This is a genomic window from Priestia sp. 10L35 (genome assembly GCF_056395685.1).
Map to the genome: position 1 here is coordinate 1 of NZ_JBFTKA010000018.1, position 17,729 is coordinate 17,729.

Consider the following 17,729-nt stretch of genomic DNA (forward strand, 5'->3'; position numbering starts at 1 on the left):
TTTTCTTATGGTCTTTATGCTTGCATCCACATTCTTTCTCGTGATCTTTATGCTTGCATCCACATTTTTTCTTGTGGTCTTTATGCTTGCATCCACATTTTTTCTTGTGGTCTTTGTTCTTACATCCACATTTTTTCTTATGGTCTTTATGCTTGCATCCACATTCTTTCTCGTGATCTTTATGCTTGCATCCACATTTTTTCTTGTGGTCTTTATGCTTGCATCCACATTTTTTCTTGTGGTCTTTGTTCTTACATCCACATTTTTTCTTGTGGTCTTTATGCTTGCATCCACATTCTTTCTCGTGATCTTTATGCTTGCATCCACATTCTTTCTCGTGATCTTTATGCTTGCATCCACATTCTTTCTCGTGATCTTTATGCTTGCATCCACATTCTTTCTCATGGTCTTTATGCTTGCATCCACATTCTTTCTCATGGTCTTTATGCTTGCATCCACATTCTTTCTCATGGTCTTTATGCTTGCATCCACATTCTTTCTCATGGTCTTTATGCTTGCATCCACATTCTTTACAGTTGGAGCTTTTTATACATTTTGCAATGTAATAATCCCTCACTCTATCACTTCCTTTCTTTGGATTCCTTGTTATTATATTCAGTGATTTTAAAAATGCTTGTATGCTTGTCTTAAAATTTCTCCTAAACTTTTTTTATGTTCCTTTTAAGTTACAAATCGCCCAGAAAGGAAATAGAATAATGCTATTACTACTTATTTTCTCTCAAAAAAAAAACCTAATTTTCAATTAGGTTTTTTCTACTTCGCCAATCTTAACTTAAATGAGTTTTTATTAATTTTGTTTTATAAAGTTTTCCAGATAAAAAATCTTCTAATATAGGAAGGATAACTTTTGGTTTGAAATACAAAAAATTCAATAAATCCCAAAAAAATGTATACAACGATGGCAGGAAATCCTTGCAGTTTCCTTAAATACACTAATCAAAGAACTTATATACTCGATACTAGTCTAAATAAGCATATAAAATGAGCCTACTACTTACTAAATATGTAGAGTTCTTGTGTAGTTTATTGAGGTCTAAAATATCCCCCAAAAAGATACTTATGTTGTTACTTTTTAAAATTCTAAACATTTAAATTTATTACCAAAAAATCAGACTGTTAATTGACAGCCTAATTTTTTGGTAATACACCCGGTATCACCTTTTAAAACAGGTATAGAAATATCAGCAGAATAATTTACCAAGCTTCCTTATTATCTTCTACGTAAAAAATACCAGCAATGTTGTCGCAGCATTCAATAAACGTCCCTTTCACAGGAATCGATTCTAGATCAGAATCCATCATTTCTCTGTCAAAGCTGAAAACTCCTAATCCTGTATCAGGGTCAAAACTTTCTAAAGTAAAAATAGTTGGCTCCATCCCATCGACTGACACAGGTTGTGAAGTAGACTTATTTAGTAACAGTAACTTATTTTCATACTCTGACAATAAATCCGTATCATCGCTATTAGCAATTTGATCTAATAATTCACAAACACTGCTCTTATACAAAGGTTCATTATCTTCCCATAATGCATCTGTACTTTCATCTAGCATGTCAACATCTTCATCGGATACATCTACATCTTCGTATGGTATAACAATTCTTTCGTACAAAGTATTAGTGTTTATTCTTTGAACAACCTTTGCTTTTTTAACTTTAATTTCTTTCATAATATAATAATTATTTTCCTCTTCAATTAAGTTCATGGTAAACCTCCTTCAAAATGGACACACTTGCTTATTACTAAGTTCCGTTAACTTAATGTATTTCTCACTTATAAACATTAATTAACTAACTACATAGATAAGATACAAAATGTATAAATCTATTTTTATTTCTAGACTATAATTAACATCATTTAATGGAATTGTATTCAACAGCTTAAAAACTCTTTGTTAGGTGACAATCATGGAATATATGTATTCATGTACTAACAAAAGTGTGCCTATACAAGCCTAAGAATTTCTCACAAAAAACTTTTTCCCTTTTTTAAAAGTAAATAGAAATTTTTTTGGGGGGATTAAATAATATAAGAGGCTATTAAGGAATGTTAGTAGCCTCTTTGGTTTTAATTAAATTCTTTCTAAGAATAAATAAGTGAGTATTCTAGAATTCAGAAGTTTTATATACGATGGGAGGTAAGTGAAGAAATTAGGGGGAGGTTTATACAATTATTTATATGAAGAGTAGTAATCAGTCTTATCCTTATTGCAAATCAGGGTTCTCTTAATACAGTTGGTCTTCCTATTGAGTGATATTCCACACGAAAACAATTTGCATCCTTTAGTGAAAAACAATTTCGTCCATCAAAGACAACTGGATTTTTCATTAACTGAACTGCCTTCTCCAAAAAAAATTCAGTGATCTCTTTCCACTCTGTTAAGATAAAGACAACATCTGCCTCTAGAAGCGCTTGTTCCAAAGAATCTACATAATTTATTTCTTTTGGCAAAATCTCTTTTGCTCTTTCAATACCTACTGGGTCGTACCCAATTACTTGGGCACCTTCCCTCAATAATTGCTGTGCAATATAAATAGAAGGGGCTTCTCTCATGTCATCAGTATATGGCTTAAAAGTTAATCCTAATAAAGCTATCTTCTTGCCAATTAAACTGCCAAAGCGTACTTTTGCTTTTTCTACCAGCACCAACGGCTGCCTTTCATTCACTTTAATAGTAGATTTAATAATCTCTAAGTTATACTGAGCATTTTCAGCAATCTTAACCAATGCACTATTATCTTTTGGAAAACAGGAACCTCCATATCCAATACCAGCGTTTAAAAAGTGTGAACCGATGCGTTTATCAAGTTTCATTCCTTTTGTAACATCTTCAACATTCGCTCCAACTTTATCACATATATTAGCTATTTCATTTATAAAACTAATTTTTGTTGCTAAAAAAGTATTAGATGCATATTTTATCATCTCAGCACTGTAAATATCTGTTTTGAATACAGGAATATTTAATGGTTTATAGACTTCTTCAAGAATATTTGCAGCTTGTTCATTGTCATGACCAATAATAATTCGATCTCCATGAAAAGTGTCATTTATTGCTGATCCTTCACGTAAGAATTCAGGGTTGGAAACGACCTGTATTTTAAATTCAGTTGTTAAATTATTCAAGACTAAATCTTTTATATGCATGTTAGTTCCAACTGGGACTGTACTCTTCGTAACAACAATTACATCGTTTGTTATATTTTGAGCAATATCCTTAGCGGCTTGTTCAATAAATTTTAAATTGGCTGAGCCATCAACTTCTTGTGGAGTACCGACAGCTATATATATAATTTGCTTGTTAGCCAGACCTTCTTTATGACTTGTAGTAAAGCTTAACCTTTCTTTTTGAATATTCTTTACCATCAATTCATCCAATCCTGGCTCATAAATTGGTGAATTTCCTAATCTCAAGCTTTTTACTTTTTTCTCGTCTATCTCAATACATGTAACATTATGGCCTATTTCTGATAAGCAAACTCCTGTTACCAGACCCACATACCCTGTACCTATTATGGCTATATCCATGAATGTCCTTCCTTTCTTTAACATGCTGATTATTTGTTCTCAAATAAAGTTCTGAAACTAGTATTAAATCGTTTCATTTAAAAATAAAATCAGCTAAATGTTAAGTTAATAGTGGGTGATTTAACACAATTTAGTATTATCCACTTTTATTAGTTTGAGCAGAAACGAAATTCCTCTATTTCACTTATAACCAATATATGTTGGATTCTTTTAGTGTTATAGGCATTTAACATAATGTACAAAGATATTTTTAAAGAAAGATAAAAGTATATAGGTATTCTTAATAAGACTATTAACATTGCGCCTGGGCATGTTATAGAATCGTTATTATCTCAAACATAATTAAAAAATTTATTCCATAATGTTATTTTAGTTCCAGAATTTCCACCATTTTTTATCAGCTTCTGGCTGTGGCGCTTGTTGTGGCTGTGGCGCTTGTTGTGGCTGTGGCGCTTGTTGTGGCTGTGGCGCTTGCTGTGGATGTAATGCTTGCTGTGGATGTGATGCTTGCTGTGGCTGTGGCGCTTGCTGTGGCTGTGATGCTTGCTGTGGATGTGATGCTTGCTGTGGCGCTTGTTGTGGCTGTGGCGCTTGCTGTGGCTGTGATGCTTGCTGTGGCGCTTGTTGTGGCTGTGGCGCTTGCTGTGGCTGTGATGCTTGCTGTGGATGTGATGCTTGCTGTGGATGTTTAGTTAAAGCGAGATAAGAAGCATATTCGATTGGTCTAATCAAGGAATGATCCTGAATTGATCCACGAAAAGGAAATGGAAGAGGATTAATCTCAAAAATCCATACATGTCCATTTTCGTCCATCCCTAAATCTATTCCTAAATCCCCCATATGGTATCCAGATTTATCTAACATACTGCAAATCTTCATCCCAACGTTAATAACAGACTTTTCTATTTCTGCTTCCTTTTCTTTATCAACAGTAAGTGTTTTTATAAAATTACTAATAGAATAGGCTGTTACAAATTTAGGAATAACGTGGCTAATGTTAGATGCTACTCGAACTAGTATCATAGATACTTCCCATTGACCTTTACTGTTTTTATTCATATTAATTCGGATATCGGTTGCATTTTTGGAGCTTTTTACTGTTTCAATTCCTTGCTGTAAAATATAACCTCCAGGGGCTAACCTTGGTAAAGTCCAGTCCTGAAACTTCTGATAGGATTTAAACCTTTTCTCTTTCATTTTATTTTTTTCTCGATAGAAAATTTCGATGTTCCCTTTACTTTTCAGTTTCACTCGAAAAATCCCTCTGCTATTATGGGCATGGGAGACATTAATAGGTTTTAAAAAGATATCTTTGTATTGATATAAAAAAGGATAAATGTTTGTTTTGTTTACTAATTTCCTGGTATAGGGAAGGTGATTTCGCAACTCATTATTCCCTGCTAATAAACTCCAGCATTCCCATTTATCAAATATAAAATTATTAAATATCTTACGACCAATGACCCTTTCGACCTGTTTCACGATATTATTATCTACATGACATTGCAGATAGATTACGTCAGGTAAGGGATATACTCCTTCTTTCCGATTAATCTCCTCCCCAATTTTTTCCCAATAAACCCCTCTTACATAACGTCTCGCTAAGTTCAAGTCCTCAATACGAAACGTTATAAGGGTAGCGTCACCAGGATACTGTTCAAGTCTTTCCTTTGCTAGTCTTTCGAATAACGGTTTTACCTTCGATATACAGATTCCTATAAAGGGGAGCTTTTGCTTATACTGATCCATAATAATCACTCCTAAAAAATCCACCCCTGTAAGCCTGAGGTGGATAAACTGGTCTGAAATTATATTTCTATGGTACTCTTACTTCTTCAACACTAACTATAATCGTAGTGTTACCAACAACAATGGTAACTGGTGCAACTGTTGGACAAGGAATTCCTGCTAAAGTAATACTACCTACAGGAGGACCAAAGTTAAGGGTAACATCCACGAAACCTGAACCATTATCTGGAACATCTACAGTGACAGTAATTGGTGCTGATCCCCCTACTTGTGCTGTTGCTGTAACACGGCAAGTTAATACTCCACCCATGTTATATCACCTTCCTTTTTTATTATTTTAAGAGGATGACACAACTAAAAAGCGGTTAGCATGACTTTATTATCAACCTCTTATCAATAGCTTATGCAGCCAATAAAGAAAGGAAAGGGACAAACGTTCATGTTTTTCTTTTTTAAAACTATTTGGGTGAAAAACTATGGATAATCCAAAATAAGGGTTTTATTAATATACTAATCTATAGAAAAAAGAAAAAGTACATTCACTTCAGAATTTCTAATTTACACTATCCCCTTAAAAATAATCTTTTTACTTACCTAGAAATTCTGTTAGGATAGTTTTTACACATACATGAACGAACATAATTTTGATATAAACAAGCCACAACGAAATAAATAAAATTCTTTACGTATTTAAGGAAAGAATATTAACAAAAAATTAAATTAGTTAGTGTAGTTGCTAGTCCTTAGGAAAAAAGAAAGTACCTACGAGGGAACGTAATTAGTAACAAACTGAAGAACCCTGTAATAATCCCTCGGTCTAGAAGTAATTGAAAACATTATTGGTTTAGAATGGAAGTCAAAACAGTCTAACCTTGATTGTTTCATTGACCTCCTCCCCAGTATTATTGAAATTTCTTGCTACTGAATATAAACGTAAAAATACACCAACTCATATAAAGTAATAACTTTCCACAACAGAGTATTTGAATAGTTGCTTATATATTAGAGCTTTTTCTCTAACATTTTAAATATAATTCATACAACATAGCTTTTTTAAAACATAGCAAGATTATGAACACACAACTTCAAATAAATTTTAATATATGATTGTATGGATACTATTTCATATGAGCTACCGCATATGTATAAAAGATGCACTTTATATACGTCTATTTTATATTTACTCATCCGAAGAGTACTGTTATATAAAAGGGTGTATAAAGGGTTGCATACTAAAGAAAAAAGCCTTTTCTAAAACCCTTGTCTCAAGGGTTCTTTTTTAGTGAGTTTCCAGAGAAGTAATTATACAATTTAAACACAGAAAAAAATATCAATCCGAATACCTTAATTTTTGCAAAAAAATGATAAAGCTTATATCTTGGGACTATATTTATTATCTGTACAAATTACCTGTATGAGTGCTACTACTAACCGTTGCAGTTGCTGCAACACCAGTTGGAATACTAACCGTATAGTAGTAATTTACTTCAGCCTCATCATCAATGAAGACATCAACAAATTCCAGCGGTACAGAAAAGGTCATATTAGCATTAACAGAGACTGTATGCACATAAATTGTTGGACTTAAAAGTGGATTATACTGGGGATTTATTACTTTGTGAATTCTAAATGTAATAGTCTTTGGTGAAATAGCACCAACTGTAACTGTACTTGAACCACTTAAACTGACAAGATCGCCATTAAATAATTCTTTGAATTTTACCAGTCCGATTATTTCTTCAACAGAAGGATCTGTTGACGTAGAAGTAAGAACTACTGACCCTGCTTGATTAAAATAGGAAAAATCCGCAACCGTTCTGCTAATTTTCTTTTCTTTATGAATGTCATAATGGTCATCTGGGTAACAACCATATTCATGGTCATTTTGGGCATACCTTTTTTTACGATTAGGATTACAATCTTTTTTATGATATCCCATTTTCTCACCTCCCTTTCTTAATCATGAGAACATACCTCAACATCATTCTATGAAGATACAGTTGAACTGGTCGCACGTAAAAACATTTTTTAGAAATTTCTGTTTTAAAACAAAAATATTTATGCTGATTTCCCCTCTTTTTATATTCTTTCAGCTAACTTTGCTAAAACTTTGTTTATCTACCTATAAAAACATGATTAAAGGCAAGTGGATAGTATCTCAATTAATTTTAATAAATGATAGTACGAATTATGTTAACTATACTGTGATACATAGTATACAACTTTGAATTATTTTGTATGGAATTATACCTTGCCATTTTATTTGATAGTAAATATAGTGAAATATAACCGGAAATTAGTTACTTTTTAAAATTTAATACATATGATGAAGTTGAATTATAAGGAGAGGTTATATCTATTTATAACTATGAAAATTCCAATAAACGTTTTGTTTTAAAAAATACATAAGAAATAACAAAACTCAAGTAAAAAAAGCAAAAAAATATGCCTAAACACTATAATACTTTTCATTTAGGAGAACTTAGTCAAAATCCCTTTTTGAGTTTTGTGTTACATTTTATCAACCAACGGTTCGTAAACGTATACATTTGCGAACTCTTATTTCAAATACAAAATCTATCATTTTTATCGTTCGTTTAAATTAAAAATCAGATCACGAACGTCCAATTAAATATAAACACTTTTACGAACGGATTTCACCCAAGATGAAGGTTGTCGACTTCAATTGATACAGAAACTCGGCATTTACCCTCGCGATATTTTTGCTGATGGATTCAGCCTTAAAACTTTCATCTAAAACAATAAAAATTTGATATCATTACGCTCAAGTTTTAGAGGTTAATTTGCAAATTCCCTCAAGTTCTTACAATATAATTATCTTACCCCTACCTGTATAACCATGATGAAAATAAAAATCATTCATAAACTCAATAAAAATTTGTGTATTTCTACATGCACTATTTGTTCCAAATCAAATTTCTTAAGTTTAATTTTTAATACATCATAAATATTTTTACTAACAGTTTCCTTAATGTAATCTAGCCACCATCCTTTCTTTTTCCTTCTCAATACTTTTTGCAGGTATTCATAGTCACTTCAAATCTTTTTTCCCTTGCTACTTGCTCATTAAAAAAAGCTAACACTTCGAATTGTTCTTTCAAAAAATGTTGGCGAGGCATCCTATTTTCTTTCGCCAGTTCATCAGCTTTTTTAATAAGAATGGGTGTTAGGAGTTTCAATAATGATTCACTTAGAATAAATTATAAATAAATTAAAAGAATAGGAGAATAAAATGAATATTTCAGAGAATCAAATTTTAATACGAATAAATGAAATCAAACAACTAATTAAACCAGTACAGGGATGGTTAAGAGATCAGGGAGTTGAGAACCTATACAGATATGCTTTAAGAGCTCCCGTCTCTAATATAGTAGAAATAGGATCATGGAAAGGAAGATCTACTGCTTGTTTAGCATGTGCTATTAAAGATCGAAACGAAGGTCGTGTGTACGCAATAGATACATGGAAAGGATCATTAGAACATCAAAAAACTTTACAAGGTTATGCAGAAGATCAATTATATAATGAATTTATTGGAAATATGAAAAAGTTAAATTTGTTGGATTATATCCAACCAATTAAGATGGACAGTATTGAAGCATCACGTCAATGGCCATCATCTCTTAAGATTGGTCTTATATATATTGATGCCTCACATGATTATTTATCTGTGAAACGAGACTTTGAATTCTGGAGTCCATTTGTTGCTACAGGGGGATATATAATTTTTGATGATGTTCCAAGTTGGCCTGGACCAACCAAATTGGTTAATGAATTACCAAAATGGTATAAAAAAATTGATATAAGAGGAAATCACGCTATATTTATAAAAACATATTAGATGAAAAACAAATATCTATAGTGCCCTCTACCTTTTCTGTAACTTAGGAGCGCCACACTTTCCATGCCTCCCACTATAGGTTCATTTATTTCCTTATCTTCATCACACGCCATAACGGAAAGTAAAACGTAAGCCAATATTCAAGTGTAAGTATAGATAACAGTGCGTTTCTTTTGTTAGAAAATATCTATACTCCTTTCTCCTTAGAAACAAGGTATATGTTTAGCCATATAATCCTGGATGTATTAATCCATTTCTATATCTAGTGTAATCATAAATCGTTGTGTTTTTATTACTCCTCCACATCTCCCACCAGTTCATATAGAATGTCGTTCATCTTTTCAATTGATATCGCACATTGTTTCATCATTTCGATGTTCTGATCAATGATTGCTTCTAATCTTTTTTTCTCTTGCTACTTCCCGATCAAAAAAAAGCTAATACTTCGAATTATTCTTTCAAAAATTGTTGGCGAGACATCCCATTTTCTTTCGCTAGTTCATCAACTTTTATGAAATTTCACGAGTTTTTGAAAGATTTTTTGGTGATAATTCGTGGAGTTTTGAGAAGAAGTCTGGGTAGTTTTTTTATAAAAACCAATCGCTTCTTTCATTGAAGAAACGTTTAATTTTTGTAGAATACTGCATCTCTAATTCTTATTTGTGCTCTCTTCTTTGAAAAAAATATCTTGCCTTTTTATAATGAAATGGCTACCAAGTACAAGAGCAAAAATGTCCTGTTCACATGGTGTAAGTTGTTTCAAAAAAGGTTTTTTAAAATTACCTGACACCCTTCTTCAACACGTTTAAAACGATCCACTTCTTGTATTAAGTCAGAAGCTAAATTCAAATTCACATATTTCATAACACCCGTATCATGATCTACAGCTAAAAAACGTAGTTCCTTATGGAACCCTCTTGGAATATCATAAGTAAGACTTAGATTTCCTTCTTTCACCCTACTCATATGCTGTTCCTTCCGTACAACTCATTTACTTTACAACGTTGCTTATACTTTGCTTTAAGAGATAAAATTATCATAGTAAACCATGGATGGAACAGCACAGGCCACCGAAAATGTACTCGATGGCGATTTTACTGTTGATTTCTCGTATACAATTAACCCAATAACAGATGTAGCTTCCATCGTTATTACGGCAACAGGTGAAGACAATACTGTATTCCAAACAGCTTTTACTGCTCCTATTTCCCCTCAAACATTTATTGGAGACTGCGACGAGACTGTTGGACCATAATAAGAAGTTAAACCGAAGTGTTTTTAATATTTTGAGAGAACATATTTAATTAGGGATATCTCTTTTTCGCTTTAACATATATGTAATATACACGTTAAATTACCATGATGAATTCTATAGGTAGTAATAATGCACAATGAGAAACAGGCACTATAATCAGGAACTATAATCCTGGTTTTTCTCTTTTTTTATCAACCACCATATAATCTCATTTCAATAATTTCTAAGCATATAACTCAATAATGGAACCTTTAAAGGTTTCATAAACTTTGAGGAGATGTAATTATGAAAACAAGAGGTATTTTAAATGCATTAATTGGTATCTGGTTTACTAGTGCGCCTTGGGTTATTGGTTTTGCAGATCAATCAGGAGCTTTGTCGCTAAGTACATTTTTTGGAATCATTCAGATTATCGTGTCATTGTGGGGATCTGACAAACCTGGTTGGAATTCGTGGCAAAACTGGATTTCAGTGATTACTGGCGTCTGGTTTGTAATTTTCCCATTTATTTATTCATTAACAAATGGAGAGGTTTGGTCAAGCGTAATTCTTGGTTTAATTACGCTTATATTTAGCCTATGGAGCTTAGGAACTAATTCGGACTCAAAAGCTGTAGGTTTAAAATAAAATGAATAGCATCCCATAGTTTGAGCAAACTATTTAAACTGCTGAGAAGCATTTTCAATCTGGAATCTCATTAATTTATAGAAAAACTCCCTATTTACGTTGGGAGTTTTTCTAATTCTATACTATATATTATATATGGGTTTTGGTTGACATGAAACACATTATAAGAAGTAGCACAAGCCTTTGGCTTATTCCAAAGGCTTGTACTTTTAAGCTCAAAGGATATCTAATTTGACTAATAGAGCAACTAAAAGCTGAATAAGAATTTGAATATTAGCTGCAATATCAGTGTCTGTAGTTGTCACTTTAACATTTCTTGAGTTTTTAACAATTGTACGTTGCTTATTAATTTGTTTAATAGAGGATTTTTGGAAAAGTTCTTGCGCTACCTTATCAGCTTCTGTACTACTTCCTAAAGAAATAGTTAAAATAACCACAATAGCTGCCTGTAAAGCTGCTTGAATTGACAACCCTACTTTTGTATCTGTCGTATTAATTTCTACATTTTCTGAATCATAGATTAGGATATCTTCTTTAGAAAACTGAAGAGTTCCAGCTTTTTGAGCTGCTAATTGATTGACATCACCAAAAATTGGATGAGAAGAAGATTCTAATGCACACCACTTATCATGTTTATGATGATGCTTGTGTTTGCCCTTATGTTTACTCATTTAATCACCATTCCTTCAAATTTTTTATAAAAATAAAAAATCACAAAGAGCTTGTACCAAAAATATCAAATAAAAATGTTCTATTTTAAAGCAGGGAATACCTAATAATAGGATATGCAAATGATAAAAGGATGTGCAGGTTAATGACAATGGACAATAGCACATTTTAAATAGAATAATGATTTTTTATTTTCAAGCTGTTATACTATATATTTTCAGTTAACATAATGTCTCTCTCCTGAACAAATCATAAAATAGAACCCCTGCGATAGGGTGAAGCTAGGGTTCTTTTAGACATTCCAAAGAAGGCCCTAGTAACGTTATCTATAATTCAAAAATCAATAAGATGACCTACATACTAAAAAAGGGTTTAAGGATCTTTCAAACAGAAAAAGATCCTCAAAGACCAATTTACTAAACCTGAAAAATCAGAGACCAGAATTTAATCGTTAATATAACTAATACTTTGAATGACCATTCCTTCTACAGTTACAGTTATGATTTTGGTGATGATTATTCTTATTATCTTTACAACTACAATGGTTATTATGGTTATGTCTACCACAAGAGCAACCGCCAAAATTATTGTTGTGGTTACAGCAACGACGTCTACAACCACAGAAACTACAGAAGAAGATATTGTTCCAACAACACATATATATCCCTCCTTTTAATCTAGATAAAATATTTTATTCCTTTAGTTTTTTTTAGCTTGTACTATTGTCACCTATATAAAAAAAGCTTCTGAATGAAACATCCGGAAGCTTTTTACTATTAATCATCAAATAAGAAAGTGAACAAAAAGGATATTTTTATAAATTATTATTTATTAAAATTTAAGTGTTTGAAGTGTTATCGACTTGGCCTTGATCACTAATATCTGGGTCACAATTATTATTTAACATATGAGCCACTGAAGGAGATGTATTACCAAAAGAAAAACAGGCTCCTACTGATTTTGAATTAGCTGTATGACTGTTTTGAACGTTGTTACCTATATCTAGATTTGCATTTTCTGTAACTCCGTTAGTATTGAGATTCTGAACATTAATATTACATGGCATAAAGAGTATACTCCTTTATTATTAAACTTGCCCTGATATCGGCATAGAAGGGTTTGCAATTTGATCTTGGTCACTAAAATCGGGATCAAAATTCCCATTAGCCATCCAAGACGTAGAAGGAGAGAAATTACCCATAGAAATACAAGCTCCTACCCATTTTGAATTAGCTGTATGACTATTGTGCACTGTATGACCAAAGTCTAAATTTCCGTTTTGGGTAATCCCATTAGTCAATACATTACCAACAATAATAGAATAAGGCATAAACCTACTCCTTTCTCTTTTGAACACTTATTGTAATTTATGCTGTTATTCTTTATTAGGTAACTTGCCTAACACAAATAAAATAAATATCAACCTAAAACATCTGTGACTTAAGGACTTTCAGTCAACTTAAGTTGACTATGAGTATGTAAATAAATTAACTCTACTTATTTTATTTATACTATCTTTTTAAAAACCTTACTAATTCAAAAAGCTCCCTACTGACTCAGAGAGCTTTTCTCTTGATATTAGGCTAAAGCTCGTCCAAAGAATTAGTGACAGTTACCACTACGCAATCTACGAATGCTAATAACTTCTAAACTAGTAGTATTTCTATTACCTGAGTTATCTTCCCAAACTAAAAAACCATTTTCTACACGAATAAAAATGCCGTTTCCATCAAGTTGTCTTCCCGCAGAAAATACCTGAATTCGATCTCCTCTTCGAAAATTATCTAGACGGTTACGAGAAGTACGGCGGTTATTGGTACGACGGTTATCTGTACGACGATTACCTGTACGACGATTACCTGTACGACCTCTTGGCATAAAATCACCTCCAAACACGTTTAATACATGTTATGAAGAAAATGAAATTTGGTATAAGTCAAACGTTTAATATTATAATTTTTTTATATAATATAAAATTGTTTATACTTGTTCATGATTTTTCCACTATTTAACATATCATAAAATATGCATATCAATATCCTCCAAATTTTATGATACAAGCAGTAAAAGAATCCTGATCTTAACCACAATCAGGATTCTTTTAAATTAGTAATGGATAGGCTCATATAATAAAGTAATGGAGTAAACTGGCCATATCTTATGTATTTATAATGTTTTAGAATCTTACTTATCATAAAACAAGTTAAAATCATTTGGTCTATGTAAAAAGCCTTCCAATTGAAAGGCTTTTTTATTGAATTAGCAGAAACCTCCGTAGCCGCCACCAAAACAACTACATCCAATAATGATAAGAAGAATAAATAAGACAATTAGAAGAGCAAAACCTCCACCGAATCCAAATCCACCACAATTAGACATACTATCACTTCTTTCATAAAATTTGACTAAAGGAGTAGGAACAGATTTTACATGGGCTATGCATTATATGTAACAGTAAATATTTATGAGCATGTTTATTTCTAAAATACTGTGAGTTTATGATTAGCTAATAAAAAAAAGCTAGCATGAAGCTAACTTTTTTAGAGTTAGGGATAAAGTAAGACTAATAATTACAACAAAAATACCGTCTAATTATTAGCAACCACCAAATCCTCCCCAACAAGAACAACCGATAATAATTAGTAAGATAAATAGCACAATGATTAGAGCAAAGCCACTGCCTCCGCCGTAACCGCAGCCGCCACCATAACCATAGCCATATCCTCCGCCATAACCGCCAAAGAACATAAACTTCACCTCCTTATTTTTCATACATTTAGAATATGATTAAAAAATGAATTTGCTCCATGGAGTAAATAGACTACTTTTTATCACACTATAAATAAAAAATAATAACCTTTTAGCTTCTTTCACATACAATGAAGCATCCTCAGATCCCATCCATGAGTTTGGCTCCCTTTATAATAGATTGATTGAATCCGCCCAATCAGTTCTATTACGGATTAAACGCACGCCTTGCACAACCTAGAATAAAAAAGTCTTTCTTATATTAAAGAAAGACTTTTTTATCGTTAGTAACCACCAAATCCACGGCCGTAACAACTACATCCGATAATGACAAGAAGAATAAATAGTACAATTAATAAAGCAAAACTCGAACCAAATCCACCACAACTAGACATATAGACACTCCTTTTCTGGATAATTAACTAACAGAAAAATCTTCAATATATACATAAGTTATGGCATTATATGTACAAACAGCTGGTATCGATTGGATTTAGATCTAAAATAGGCTATTTAGTTCACAAAAAAGAGTTAAAAACTATAATATCAGGCAAACTACTCAAGATGCTGTGAAGTATTCGTGTGGGAATCCTCACTGTGTTTGTTTTCAAGTTGACAATCTTCATTGCAGAAAAGCCACTTATATACGCCAGTGGCTTTTCTGTTTTTAAGTTATATATCATATACAGAGCTCTCTTACATAAAACATGTTTTCACAAGTAAAAAAAGTCATGTTCTCACTTAAAGAACATGACTAGGAAAGAGAGTAACCTGCAGGTATACCATATATAATATGTAGTTTAAGAATGGCTTGTACTAAATAAATACCCCATTTTTTATATTAACAAATATTATGATTTCTGGATCAAAAGATCATGTTAATGAAACTTTGAAAACAATGTTTAAAAAAGCAATGAGAAAACCAGTAATAAAAAGTTTGCCTATACGTTTGTTTTAAAAAAGTCTTTATAAGGCTTTTTTATTTATTTTCGTAGTTCCTGAAAACGCTAACTACGAAAAACGCTGTATCCCTTGATATATAAAGCTTTCTTATATCTTAAAAGTCTTGTCTCTCTCACTCTTATATTAAATAGCAATTTGCTATTGAGATTGCAAGACTCTTTTTATATCTTTTTCATATTTTAAAAATAGCCACAAAGGCTAAAAGGCCGCCTTAAGGCGGCCAAAAAATTGCTGTTAAAACTACTGTTCCTTTTATGTGCTTATTGAGGAACACTTAATTTTTATAATGATATTGTTATTTACCAAATAAACGAGCAAAAAAACTTTTGTGTTGCTCTTCTTCTTTTTCTTTTGTAGCTGCAATTTCTAATAGCTGTTGCTGGTTGTATTTTTGTGATTTACGTATGTAGTCCATCATTTCTTTATCTCCATTATTAATTTGTTTACTTATTCTTTCGGCCAAACGTTCTTCTAATTCTTTTAATTGTTTGTTCATCTGTTCTTGTTCTGTTTGTCTTTTCTCTTCAGATGTTTTCAAAGCTTCTTTATAATGATCTAGCATTTCTAATAATTTATTATTAATGGACTGTTGCTGTTCAAACTGTTCTTTCATTGTATTTAATACAATTTCTGTTGTGTGATCATTATGTTCTTGGTGAACAGTTAGCTCACGGTTATTTTCTTCATTTTTTAAGTGTTCTTCTTGTGTGATTGATGAGGAACGGTTCCTATCAAACCCTTTTACAACAGTCATTGCAGCTATTTCTAATGGATGTTTTTTCTCTTGAATAGCGTATTTTAAGTTTGACAATAAAGTTTGATCAGTAACAGAATAGTAACGCTTCTTTCTGTTATCTTTTACAAACTCATAACCATGCTTTTCTAATTCAATACACCATTTTCTAATATTACTGGAAGTTGTAATTAATCGCTTGGCCATTTCTTCAGCATTTATTGTATCTTGCTTTATATCCACAATTGGCCTCCGTTCCTAATATGTTACCTTTGTGCTTTCTATATGATACAATTTTATCTAAACAGATTCGAGAGGACTTGGTTATCTCCTTTTATTTAGTAGAAATTTAATGTATAAAAAATAGATATTTTATGCATTAAATTTTAGTTTGGCCGTCAGAAGGATGTTGTTAAATCAATAATGTATAAAACCCTGCATAAATCAGAAAATGTTAAAGTAAACAACTCCTTGGCCGCCAAGGGGTTGTTTTGTGATTTGTTCCGTTAAGAGACATTATGTTAACTAACTTTGTATATCTTATACAGCTTAAAAACAGAAAAACTCCCTGAATGCGTTAAGGGAGTTTTTCTGCTACATTTATTCATCCAAAGGATTGAAACCTTACCAGTTTCGTGAGTAGTTTGCTCAAGATGTCATTTATTATTCGTTTTTATAATTATTAAATAAAAAGAAACAGACTTGTTAGGAAGTCTGCAACTGCAACAAGAAATAAAGCTATTTATATACAACAGGTATTGTATATGATCCAACGAACTTTAGCAGTCTGCCCTATTGAGGAGATTCTATACTTTATTGACCTTATGTTAACTAAACATGTCTACCATATACAGCTTAAAAACAGAAAAAACAACTGGGTACGTTCAGTTGTTTTTTCTGTTTCATGAATGATAATCAATGTTTGGCTGACGTTAAAGAACATCTTGAGTAGTTTGCTCAAAGTTCAAATGAAAAATTCTTAATTTAAGTCCTTAATATTAAAAACTATGCATAAAGTGTAGGGATGAGAAATTTATTCTGTCTTTGGGCCTCAACTTTCAAAATAAGTTAGAAAGTGAGAGGGGATGATAAGGTTGAAGAAAACTTGGATCATTACACAAGATGAGAAAGATCAATACTTTGTTGATACTATAAATAGAATTCAGAAAAATGTTGAAGCTTTAAGGGAAATGGCAATAGAGACCAAGGAACAGAGTGTTGAAGTATCCTGTATGAGGATTTTGAAGGATTTGAAGGCTCTCAAAATTTATAGATAAATAAGCATCTTTCAGGTGCTAAAGGTTGGTTATTTTGTTTTGCGATTACCTATAATTTTCATTATGTAAACTAACTTTGTATATCATATACAACTTAAAAAGAGAAAAACTCCCTGAATGCGTTAAGGGAGTTTTTCTCTTTTTAGGAGTTAGCTAAGTGATGATTCATCCATCTTGAGTAGTTTGCTCAAAGTATCAAAATTTATCCCTAGGGTTGGAATTTCCTGTTTGAAATTTTGCTTATTCAAGTTAACTGAAAAAAATTTTAAAAATGTTTAACATATTATCTACTTAG

Annotated in this window: 19 protein-coding genes; 4 read left to right on the top strand and 15 right to left on the bottom strand. The window is 31.9% G+C overall.

The genetic code is table 11. The features are described from left to right. From AC1DEF_RS27490 to AC1DEF_RS27515, 6 genes are all read right to left on the bottom strand, one after another. Positions 1 to 525, bottom strand: a 525-nt coding sequence (locus AC1DEF_RS27490) for a hypothetical protein (RefSeq protein ID WP_477727659.1), incomplete at its 3' end; no start/stop codon positions are given. A 690-nt stretch (positions 526 to 1,215) separates the two neighbouring features. Then, positions 1,216 to 1,728: a hypothetical protein gene (locus tag AC1DEF_RS27495; protein WP_328263831.1), complete on the bottom strand. Its 513-nt coding sequence runs from the start codon at positions 1,726 to 1,728 to the stop codon at positions 1,216 to 1,218. Positions 1,729 to 2,237: 509 nt separating this feature from the next. Next, a complete protein-coding gene (locus AC1DEF_RS27500; protein WP_477727660.1) occupies positions 2,238 to 3,551 on the bottom strand; it encodes a UDP-glucose dehydrogenase family protein in 1,314 nt (437 codons plus the stop codon). Between the two features lie 369 nt (positions 3,552 to 3,920). Next, entirely contained in the window at positions 3,921 to 5,300 is a 1,380-nt protein-coding gene (locus tag AC1DEF_RS27505) for a YheC/YheD family protein (protein WP_477727661.1), read from the bottom strand. Positions 5,301 to 5,367: 67 nt separating this feature from the next. Then, positions 5,368 to 5,610 carry a hypothetical protein gene (locus AC1DEF_RS27510; protein ID WP_477727662.1) on the bottom strand — a complete coding sequence of 81 codons (243 nt, stop codon included), beginning with the start codon at positions 5,608 to 5,610 and terminating at the stop codon, positions 5,368 to 5,370. A gap of 1,083 nt (positions 5,611 to 6,693) precedes the next feature. Then, positions 6,694 to 7,239, bottom strand: a complete 546-nt coding sequence (locus tag AC1DEF_RS27515; RefSeq protein ID WP_477727663.1) for a hypothetical protein — start codon at positions 7,237 to 7,239, stop codon at positions 6,694 to 6,696. A 1,314-nt stretch (positions 7,240 to 8,553) separates the two neighbouring features. Here AC1DEF_RS27515 and AC1DEF_RS27520 point away from each other — a divergent pair. Continuing rightward, positions 8,554 to 9,162, top strand: coding sequence for a class I SAM-dependent methyltransferase (locus tag AC1DEF_RS27520; RefSeq protein WP_477727664.1), 609 nt, complete (start codon positions 8,554 to 8,556; stop codon positions 9,160 to 9,162). Positions 9,163 to 9,921: 759 nt separating this feature from the next. Here AC1DEF_RS27520 and AC1DEF_RS27525 read toward each other — a convergent pair. Continuing rightward, the gene (locus AC1DEF_RS27525) at positions 9,922 to 10,128 is read right to left on the bottom strand and encodes a hypothetical protein (protein ID WP_477727665.1); all 207 of its coding nucleotides are present in this window, start codon (positions 10,126 to 10,128) and stop codon (positions 9,922 to 9,924) included. Between the two features lie 82 nt (positions 10,129 to 10,210). On the opposite strand from AC1DEF_RS27525, the gene AC1DEF_RS27530 reads away from it, so the two are divergent. After that, on the top strand, positions 10,211 to 10,417 hold the full coding sequence (locus AC1DEF_RS27530; protein WP_477727666.1) for a hypothetical protein: 207 nt from the start codon (positions 10,211 to 10,213) through the stop codon (positions 10,415 to 10,417). A gap of 285 nt (positions 10,418 to 10,702) precedes the next feature. Then, positions 10,703 to 11,044: an SPW repeat domain-containing protein gene (locus AC1DEF_RS27535; RefSeq protein WP_477727667.1), complete on the top strand. Its 342-nt coding sequence runs from the start codon at positions 10,703 to 10,705 to the stop codon at positions 11,042 to 11,044. A 215-nt stretch (positions 11,045 to 11,259) separates the two neighbouring features. On the opposite strand, the gene AC1DEF_RS27540 is transcribed toward AC1DEF_RS27535, so the two are convergent. The 8 genes from AC1DEF_RS27540 to AC1DEF_RS27575 all read right to left on the bottom strand — a co-directional run bounded on the left by AC1DEF_RS27540 (position 11,260) and on the right by AC1DEF_RS27575 (position 16,400). Further along, on the bottom strand, positions 11,260 to 11,715 hold the full coding sequence (locus AC1DEF_RS27540) for a spore coat protein (RefSeq protein ID WP_328263841.1): 456 nt from the start codon (positions 11,713 to 11,715) through the stop codon (positions 11,260 to 11,262). An 836-nt stretch (positions 11,716 to 12,551) separates the two neighbouring features. Beyond that, on the bottom strand, positions 12,552 to 12,779 hold the full coding sequence (locus AC1DEF_RS27545) for a spore germination protein (protein ID WP_192101282.1): 228 nt from the start codon (positions 12,777 to 12,779) through the stop codon (positions 12,552 to 12,554). A 21-nt stretch (positions 12,780 to 12,800) separates the two neighbouring features. Then, positions 12,801 to 13,043, bottom strand: coding sequence for a spore germination protein (locus AC1DEF_RS27550; protein ID WP_048022330.1), 243 nt, complete (start codon positions 13,041 to 13,043; stop codon positions 12,801 to 12,803). A 272-nt stretch (positions 13,044 to 13,315) separates the two neighbouring features. Beyond that, complete coding sequence (locus AC1DEF_RS27555; RefSeq protein WP_477727668.1) at positions 13,316 to 13,591, bottom strand: hypothetical protein; 276 nt, start codon at positions 13,589 to 13,591, stop codon at positions 13,316 to 13,318. 381 nt (positions 13,592 to 13,972) lie between these two features. Beyond that, on the bottom strand, positions 13,973 to 14,092 hold the full coding sequence (locus tag AC1DEF_RS27560) for a YjcZ family sporulation protein (RefSeq protein ID WP_082612005.1): 120 nt from the start codon (positions 14,090 to 14,092) through the stop codon (positions 13,973 to 13,975). A 216-nt stretch (positions 14,093 to 14,308) separates the two neighbouring features. Then, entirely contained in the window at positions 14,309 to 14,461 is a 153-nt protein-coding gene (gene yjcZ / locus AC1DEF_RS27565) for a sporulation protein YjcZ (RefSeq protein ID WP_057275383.1), read from the bottom strand. Between the two features lie 284 nt (positions 14,462 to 14,745). Further along, complete coding sequence (locus AC1DEF_RS27570; protein WP_221785218.1) at positions 14,746 to 14,856, bottom strand: YjcZ family sporulation protein; 111 nt, start codon at positions 14,854 to 14,856, stop codon at positions 14,746 to 14,748. An 863-nt stretch (positions 14,857 to 15,719) separates the two neighbouring features. Next, positions 15,720 to 16,400, bottom strand: coding sequence for a hypothetical protein (locus AC1DEF_RS27575; protein WP_477727669.1), 681 nt, complete (start codon positions 16,398 to 16,400; stop codon positions 15,720 to 15,722). 851 nt (positions 16,401 to 17,251) lie between these two features. On the opposite strand from AC1DEF_RS27575, the gene AC1DEF_RS27580 reads away from it, so the two are divergent. Beyond that, on the top strand, positions 17,252 to 17,434 hold the full coding sequence (locus AC1DEF_RS27580; RefSeq protein ID WP_057237971.1) for a hypothetical protein: 183 nt from the start codon (positions 17,252 to 17,254) through the stop codon (positions 17,432 to 17,434). Positions 17,435 to 17,729: the final 295 nt, after the last annotated feature.